General features: G+C 71.6%; 9 protein-coding genes. 4 read left to right on the top strand and 5 right to left on the bottom strand.

Annotated features, from left to right (window positions below):
* Positions 1-353, bottom strand: a 353-nt coding sequence (locus VAE46_RS05380) for an RsmG family class I SAM-dependent methyltransferase (RefSeq protein ID WP_322795890.1), incomplete at its 3' end; no start/stop codon positions are given.
* 83 nt (positions 354-436) lie between these two features.
* Between VAE46_RS05380 and greA the strand changes: the two genes are divergently transcribed.
* From greA to VAE46_RS05365, 3 genes are all read left to right on the top strand, one after another.
* A complete protein-coding gene (gene greA, locus VAE46_RS05375; RefSeq protein WP_322795889.1) occupies positions 437-1237 on the top strand; it encodes a transcription elongation factor GreA in 801 nt (266 codons plus the stop codon).
* 131 nt (positions 1238-1368) lie between these two features.
* Positions 1369-1644 (top strand): hypothetical protein, encoded by a 276-nt coding sequence (locus tag VAE46_RS05370; RefSeq protein ID WP_322795888.1) that lies wholly within the window; start codon positions 1369-1371, stop codon positions 1642-1644.
* A 498-nt stretch (positions 1645-2142) separates the two neighbouring features.
* Positions 2143-2532, top strand: a complete 390-nt coding sequence (locus VAE46_RS05365) for a cupredoxin domain-containing protein (RefSeq protein ID WP_322795887.1) — start codon at positions 2143-2145, stop codon at positions 2530-2532.
* A 13-nt stretch (positions 2533-2545) separates the two neighbouring features.
* Here VAE46_RS05365 and VAE46_RS05360 read toward each other — a convergent pair whose 3' ends face one another.
* Positions 2546-3868, bottom strand: coding sequence for an LCP family protein (locus VAE46_RS05360; RefSeq protein WP_322795886.1), 1323 nt, complete (start codon positions 3866-3868; stop codon positions 2546-2548).
* 80 nt (positions 3869-3948) lie between these two features.
* On the opposite strand from VAE46_RS05360, the gene nagA reads away from it, so the two are divergent.
* Entirely contained in the window at positions 3949-5130 is a 1182-nt protein-coding gene (nagA, locus tag VAE46_RS05355) for an N-acetylglucosamine-6-phosphate deacetylase (RefSeq protein ID WP_322795885.1), read from the top strand.
* 4 nt (positions 5131-5134) lie between these two features.
* On the opposite strand, the gene VAE46_RS05350 is transcribed toward nagA, so the two are convergent.
* The 3 genes from VAE46_RS05350 to VAE46_RS05340 form a co-directional block, all read right to left on the bottom strand.
* Positions 5135-6070 (bottom strand): alpha/beta fold hydrolase, encoded by a 936-nt coding sequence (locus VAE46_RS05350; RefSeq protein ID WP_322795884.1) that lies wholly within the window; start codon positions 6068-6070, stop codon positions 5135-5137.
* A complete protein-coding gene (locus tag VAE46_RS05345) occupies positions 6067-6840 on the bottom strand; it encodes a helical backbone metal receptor (protein WP_322795883.1) in 774 nt (257 codons plus the stop codon). The genes VAE46_RS05350 and VAE46_RS05345 overlap by 4 nt, the downstream gene beginning before the upstream one ends.
* Before the next feature lie 39 nt (positions 6841-6879).
* Positions 6880-7563: S1C family serine protease (locus VAE46_RS05340; RefSeq protein ID WP_322795882.1), on the bottom strand; the 684-nt coding region annotated here is incomplete at its 5' end.

The following is a 7563-nucleotide window of genomic DNA, read 5'->3' as shown; positions in this document are numbered from 1 at the left end:
AGCTCCGCCGCCGCAGCCGAGAGAAAGGCCGCGCGCTTGCCCAGCGGCTCCACCAGGTGCACCTCCCAGCCCGGCCGCACGCAGGCCACGGCCAGCCCCGGCCAGCCCCCGCCCGTGCCCACGTCCGCGGAGCGCACCCCCGCCCGCGGGATGCCGGCCTCCTCCGCCAGCCGTACCAGCTCCAGCGACTCGGCGTAGTGCCGCCGCACCGCCTCGCCCTCGTCCTCCACTGCCGTCAGCCGCCCGGCCTCGGGGTGCTCCCGCGTCAGCGCCCAGTGCCGCCGCAGCCGCTCGAGCCAGCCCTCACCCTCGGCCGTGCCCGCGAACAGCGCCGCGAGCTCGCCCCATTCCATCGTTAACGGACCCCCGGGCGGCACACAGCAATCCGAAGTGGTACAGTTTTCGTATGACCCAACCACCACGGGGAGCAGCCACGGTGACCGCGACCATTGGCGAGGCCCTCCGCGAATACACCCGCACACTCAAGCCTGAACACCACGATTACGCCACCTGCATCGAGAAGCTCTGTAACGACCTCGGCCCTGATACCCTCCTGGCTGACCTCAGCCCCAACCGCATCGAAAGCTACGCCGAGCGCACCATCCGCGCTACCGACCCCAATGCCCAGCGCCGTGTCGAAGCGCTCAAGCACTGGTTCTCCTGGCTGAAGAAGAAAAACTACACCGCCACCAACCTCGGCACCGCCGTCCGCATCAAAACCCAGCGCAACGGCAAGAGCTCCTCCTCCGCCACCCGCCTCGCCGAGACCCCCATCGAAATGACCGCCGCGGGCATCGAAGCCCTCCGCCAGGAGCTCGCCAACCTCGAGGCGCGCATCCCCGAACTCATCCGCGCGGTCGAAACTGCCCGCTCCGATGGCGACCTCCGCGAAAACGCTCCCTACCACGCCGCGCGCGAATCGCTCGCCCTCGCCCAGAGCCGCAAGCGCCAGCTCGAAGAGGCCCTCAAGCGCGCCGTTGTCGCCGACCGCTCCGCCCTCGAGGACGATGTCGCCGCCATCGGCTCACGGGTGACCGTCACCTTCCTCGAACGCAACCTCCAGGTCACCTACCAGCTCGTCGGCCCCCGCGAGGCCAACCCAGTCGAGAAGAAAATCAGCGTCGAATCCCCGGTCGGGCGCGTCCTTCTCGGCCGCCGCGTCGGCGAAGAGGTCGATGTCGAGGCGCCCCAGGGGCTGATGCGCTACCGCATCGACGCCATCACCCACACCTCGTAGCGACCGGCGCAAAACTCCGGGTTTCCGCACTGCAGGCTCGGCACTTCTGCCCGCCCGTCGCAGGGTATTCCCCGATCCGCTGCCCGCATCTCCCGCCGAATACTTCCTCCACCCAACGCGGGAGGCGCACCATGCTCGTCATCGGCGAACTGAAATGCCTGCATTGCGGCCACATCTCCGGCCGCTGGGTCGGACCCAAGGGGTCTCCGCTCACCACATCCGGGCTGCGGCCCCTCCCGCCCGGCGCCGACCCCGCCGCGCTCGTGCGCTGCGGGCGCTGCGCCGGACCGGTCTACCTCGATGACGCGACCCCGGTGGCAAGCACCTACCGTCTGCGCCGCATCCAGCGCATGCGCGAGCAGCTCGCCGCCTTCGACGCCCGGCCGCGCCGCGGCCACGCCGCCTGACCGGCACGCCGGCTCAGCAGCAGTCGTCCTTGTAGCCGCAGCGCCGGCACACCGCCAGCCGCGACCCCTTGATGTCGGCCAGGTGCTCCCCGCAGCGCGGGCACCGCTGCAGCGGCAGTCCGGAATTCTCCACCCGGCCATTCAAGCACATCCGCCACGCCGGCGCCAGCGCAATTGCGCACGCGCTTGACCCGTTGAACAGTTGCCCTCATGCTGAAACCCGACGAACCGGGACGCAGCCGGTTCGCGCACCCCGCCTCCCGCACCGGGCCCCCGCCGTGAACGGGGGCCCACACCGTTATGCATACCGGCGTCGTCGTTCCATTTCGCGGCCCCCCGTCCGCGCCCCGGCGGCCGCTCGGCCATGGCCATAGGCGCCGCCAATGCGACCATTGAACCTGTGAAACACTCTGCCTCGCAGCCTGCCGGCCCTACCCGGCCCTGCGACACTGGAGTTGCACGATCACGCCGACGGCCCCGCCGGCCAGGGAGTACGCAATGCACCGAATCATCCGTTCCCCCCGCCTTCCGCTGCTCGCTGCCCTTACGCTGACGGCGGCGCTTGTGCTCGCCGCCTGCGGCGGGGGCGGCGGCTCCGAGAACAGCGGCGTCGCCGATGGCTCCGATAGCCGCATCCCGGCTGGCGCCCCCTTCATCGACCAGGACCGCCTCCAGTTCATCCCCACGCAGCTCACCGTCAAGGTGGGCGAAACGGTCTACTTCAAGAACAGCGAGACCGCGCTCCACACCGTCAACATCGATGGCAAGAACGTCTCCGGCAACATGAAGAAGAACGACGTCTTCACCTGGGTCTTCGAATCTGCCGGGACCTACAAAATCACCTGCGACTACCACCCGCAGATGAAGGCCACCATCACCGTCGAATAGCCTCGCTCGCGGGCTACTCGGGCGAAACGAGCGCCGTCCCTTCGCCCAGCCGCACCACCACATCGAACCCCGGCGGCTCGCTGCCGTCGGGGTTCTGCATGCGCAGGTCGAACAGCCCCGTCAGCTTCGCCGACGAGTACGTCTTGCCGGTCACATCCACTACCCCCGGCTCGCCGCTCCCTTCCATCACGGTCACCCACGCCGGCGGCACTCCGTAGCGCTCCAGGTGCGCCACCACCTCCTGCTTCCTCCCCGCACCCCCGGGCGGCAGCACCACCGCGATCTTCGGCGCCTCGTCCCGCAGCTGCGGGTCCGCCAGGAACTCGTCGATGATGGCGTACACCTGCTCCATGTTCGGCAGCAGGATCAGCTGGCCGTCTTCCGACACCGAGCCGTACATCGCCTTGCCCAGTGACCACGTCTCGATCCGCCCCAGGTCCACCTGCCGTGCCAGCAGCGCGTAGCCCGGGATGAGCGCGTTGTCGATATCGGTCTTGAAGGCATCCCGGTAGGCGTTCCACAGTTCCGGCAGCCGCGCGATGTACCCCAGGCTCACCGCCTTATCGGCCACCGCCCGGATGACCAGCTGCTGCCGCTCGATCCGCTTCAGGTCGCCATCCACCCGCACCCGCGAATACCCCAGCGCCTGCCGCCCGTCCATGTGCTGCGGCCCCGCCTGCACCGTCCTGTTCGGGAACGCCTCGAGCACGTCCGTCCCGAAGTCCGAGATTGTCTCCGGCACCACCAGGTCGATACCCCCCAGCGCGTCGATCAGCCGGACGAACCCCTCCCAGTCGATCACCACGTAGTGCCGGATGGTGATGTTCAGGTTGTGCTGCACCGCCGCCACCGCAGCCGCCGGGCCGCCGCCGGGGTACTTGTAGAACTGCCCGTACGAATAGGCCGCGTTGATCTTGTTCTGGGCCCATACCCCCGGTTCATTCCCGTAGGGAATCTCCGCCCAGTAATCCCGCGGGATCGCCAGCAGCTCCAGCCGCCCCGCGTGCTGGTCGATGCTCGCCACGAACATCGTGTCGCTCCGGTAGCTGCCGTCCTCCGGCTGCCCCGGCCGCTTATCGATCCCCAGCACCAGGATGTTGATCCGCGCCTCCGGCGTCCACGGCTTCGGCCCTTCGCTCGAAACCCCCGGCAGCGAAACGTTCACCCCGATGTCGGTCCCCGGCACGTACGCCGGCACCGATGGCACCGCGACCTCGTTCGCCGGGAACAGGTACTGGTCGACCCGCGTAAACACGGCCAGTGCGGCGTAGACCGCCACCGCGCACCCCGCCACAATCCCCGCAATGGCCGCCCGCCGCTTCACCCTTCGGCTCACTCCCCCGCCGGCCTCCGATGAGATTGCCGACCAGCATTCCGCCCTCCCGACCGTTCAGTCAACCCCGGGGTAAAGCCGCGATGTCCCTCCTCATCCGCGATGCCGTCATCGTCCTCCCTTCCGGTCCATTCCGCGGCGACCTCCTCAGCCTCGGCCCGCGCATCGTCGCGGTCGGCCACGGCCTCGAAGCCCCCGGCGCCGCGCTCATCGAGGCCGCCGGCCTGACGGCCGCGCCGGGCTTCGTCGATATCCACGTCCACGGCGGGGGCGGCCACACCTTCTTCACCGACGACCCCGCCGAAATCGTCGCCTACGCCCGCTGGGCGCCCTCCCGCGGCGTAACCGCTTTCCTCGTCTCGACCGCCGCGCCCGACCACGCGGCGCTCGTCGCCCGGCTCGCCAGCCTCCGCCACGCCCTCGGACCCCTCGAGGCCGCCGCCGAGCCCCTCGGCTTCCACCTCGAAGGTCCCTTCCTCAGCCCGGTTCGACGCGGGGCCTTCCCGGCGCACTACCTTCGCCCGCCCTCCATCGCCGAGTACGAAGCCCTTCATGAGGCCGCCGGCGGCGCCATCCGTCAGGTCACCATCGCCCCGGAGCTGCCCGGCGCGCCGGCCGTCATCCATACCATCGCCCGGCTCGGCGCCGTGCCGGCCATGGGCCACACCGATGCCACCATCCCCCAGTGCCGCGAGGGCTTCGAAGCCGGCATCGCCCACGCCACTCACCTCTTCAACGCCATGCGCCCCATCCACCAGCGCGAGGGCGGCCCCGTGGTCGCCGCCCTCAACCACCCTGCCCTCACCGCCGAGCTCATCTGCGACGGCGCCCACGTCGAGCCCGCCGTCCTCCAGCTCGCCTACCGGCTCCTCGGCCCCTCGCGCGCCGTCATCGTCACCGACAACCTCCACCTCGCCGGCGCCGAAGATGCCCCGGCCAGCTTCGAAGGCGAACCGCTGCGCATCGCCGGTGCCCACGCAGCCCGCCCCGATGGCACCATCGTTGGAAGCGTCGCCACCTTCGACGTCCACGTGCGCAACGCCGTCGAATACTTCGGCCTCGATCTCCCCGCCCTTGCCCGCCTCTCTGCCTCGAACCCAGCCCGCGTCGCCGGCGCCTCCGACCGCAAGGGGCAGCTCGAGCCCGGCTTCGATGCCGACCTCGTCCTGCTGGATGGCGATTTCCACGTCCACGCCACCATCTGCCGGGGCGCGCTCGCCTATCTGCGACCCGGCAGCCCCGCCCGCTACCACCCCTCCGCCTGAGCGCTCAGCCGCCTTCGCCGCGCAGGAAGGGCAGCACCAGCCGGAGAAACTCTGCCGGCTGCTCCTCGGCGAGCAGGTGCCCGGCCCCCGGCACCACCACGGCCGCACCCGCACCCGGCAGCGACGCGGCCAGCTCGCGTGCCCGCTGCGGCGGCACCACCACGTCGCGCTCGCCGGTGAGCACCAGGGCCGGGGCGCGCACCTCCGCCAGGTCCACCGGCGCCTCGCGGGCGTGCTCCTCCGCCAGCTCCCGCACCGCCCGCACCGTCCCCGGGATGAGCAAAGGGTCCATGTAGCCGCGCAGCCGCTCCTCGGTCGCCAGCGCCGGGTCGCCCACCATCTGCCGGAGCGAACGCCGCCCCACCGCGTACAGCAGCGACGGCCAGCGCGCCGCCAGCCCGACCGCCGCGAAGGCGACCCGCCCGGCCGCACGGCGCCGCCCGAACGCGATCTGCTCCCCGGCGCTCACCGACCCCACCAGCACCAGCCGCTCCACCCGGTCGGGGTGGCGTGCCGCCAGCCGTTGCACAATGGCGCCGCCCATCGAGTGCCCCACGAAGGCCGCCCGTTCGATGCCGAGCAGGTCGAGCAGCGCTCGCAGCCGCTCCGCCTGGGCCTCATGCCCGTACCCGATTCCCGGGCGCCGGTCGCTCAGCCCGAACCCCGGCAGGTCCACCGCCACCACCCGGAACTCACGCGCCAGCTCGGGCACCACCGGCAGCCAGCTGAAGGTGCTCCCCGCGAAGCCGTGCACCAGCACCACCGCCTTCCCCGCGCCCTCATCGAGGTAGTGCACCCGCGCGCCCGCCACCTCCCGCACGAAGCCCCGCGGCTCCGGCATCCGCCAGCGCCGCCGGTCGATTGCTGCCAGCACTGCCGCCGCGCCCAGTCCTCCGCCGGCCAGCGCCAGCCCGCCGAACGCCAGGCCCAGCCGCCTCATGCCCGCGCCTCCGCCAGCACCTGCCGCAGCGCGCGGAAGCTCTCGGCCATGCGCGGCCCGTACCACCAGAGCCAGCGCCCGTCCACCAGCCGGGCCGGCGCCACCCCCGCGAACTCGGCCGCGTGGGCCTCCCCGAACCGGTACGGCTCATCCGGCAGCAGCACGATATCCGGCTCCAGCGCCGCCACCTCCTCCAGCGTCACCTCCGGGTAGCGGGGACGGTCGGCCAGCACGTTCACCGCCCCGCAGACCCGCAGCACATCGCCCCCGTAGGTCTGCCCGCCCAGCCCGAGCAGCGGGCGCCGCCAGATCGGCACGAACACCCGCACCCCCTCGGCCGCCCCGGGCGGCTCCGCCGCCGCTGCGCGCACGTCCGCCACGAGCGCCGCCGCCGCGGCCTCGGCCCCCAGCCGCCGGCCGATCTCCGCGATGGCCGCCAGCGCCTCCTCCACCGTCTCGATCTCGGTGACCAGCACCTCGAGCCCCGCCTCCCGCAGGGCGGCCACATCCTCCGCACGGTTCTCCTCCCGGTTCGCCAGCACGAGGTCCGGCTGCACGCGGACAATCCCCGCCACGTCCGGGTCCTTCGTCCCGCCGAATGCCGGCACCGCGGCCGCCATCTCCGCCGGCGCATCGCAGAAGCGCGTCCGGCCCACCAGCGCACCGGGCGCCAGGCCCCAAACCAGCTCCGTCAGGCTCGGCACAAGGCTCACCACCCGCATGCCGCGATTATCGCCCACCCGGGCGCCGGGCAGCGTAAGGGCCGGCACGCGGCCGGCCCCGTCAGCGTCGAACCCCAGGGAAGGCCGTCAGTTCGTCGGCGGCGAACCCAGCGTCACCTCCGCCGTGCGCCTCTCGCCCCCCCGGTAGTACTCCACCGTCACGGTCTGCCCGGCCTGGTGCTTCACCAGCGCTACCGCCAGGTCCGATTCGTTGTGGACCTCCTCGCTCCCGACCTTCACGATGACGTCGTTCGCCTGCAGCCCGGCCTGGGCGACCGGCCCGCCGGGGACCACCGCCCGCACCAGGATGCCGCCGGCGCTCTCCGGCACCCCCAGCTGCCGCGCCACCGCCGGGCGCACCGCCTCGAACCCCTGGATGCCGAGGAAGCCGCGATTCACCCGGCCGTTCGCCTTCAGCTGCTCCATGATCGCCTTCGCAAGGTCCGAACCGACGGCAAAGCCGATGCCCGGCGCCTGTTCGCCCGTCGTCGGGTCCGGCGCAATCGCCGTGTTCACCCCCACCACCTGCCCGAACAGGTTCAGCAGCGGACCGCCGCTATTCCCGTGGTTGATCGCCGCATCCGTCTGGATCGACCCGAAGATCGCCGCGCTCGAACCCTCGTTGATCGCCCGGTTCTTCTGGCTCACAATCCCGCGCGTCACGCTGAACGCCCCGGTCTCGCCGCCCTGCAGATCCAGCGCGTAGCCCATCGCCACCACGTCCTGCCCGACCACGACCTCATCGAGGTTCGCGAACTCCAGCGCCTTCAG

This window comes from Tepidiforma sp., from assembly GCF_034433535.1.
In the GTDB taxonomy this organism is placed as follows: domain Bacteria; phylum Chloroflexota; class Dehalococcoidia; order Tepidiformales; family Tepidiformaceae; genus Tepidiforma.
This window is presented reverse-complemented; position numbering and strand designations above follow the sequence as displayed.

Excerpts from the sequence above, each read along its gene's own strand:
- VAE46_RS05370 (WP_322795888.1), top strand. The coding sequence starts at position 1,369 with ATGCTCGTCATCGGCGAACTGAAATGCCTGCATTGCGGCCACATCTCC.
- VAE46_RS05365 (WP_322795887.1), top strand. The coding sequence starts at position 2,143 with ATGCACCGAATCATCCGTTCCCCCCGCCTTCCGCTGCTCGCTGCCCTT.
- nagA (WP_322795885.1), top strand. The coding sequence starts at position 3,949 with ATGTCCCTCCTCATCCGCGATGCCGTCATCGTCCTCCCTTCCGGTCCA.
- VAE46_RS05350 (WP_322795884.1), bottom strand. The coding sequence starts at position 6,070 with ATGAGGCGGCTGGGCCTGGCGTTCGGCGGGCTGGCGCTGGCCGGCGGA.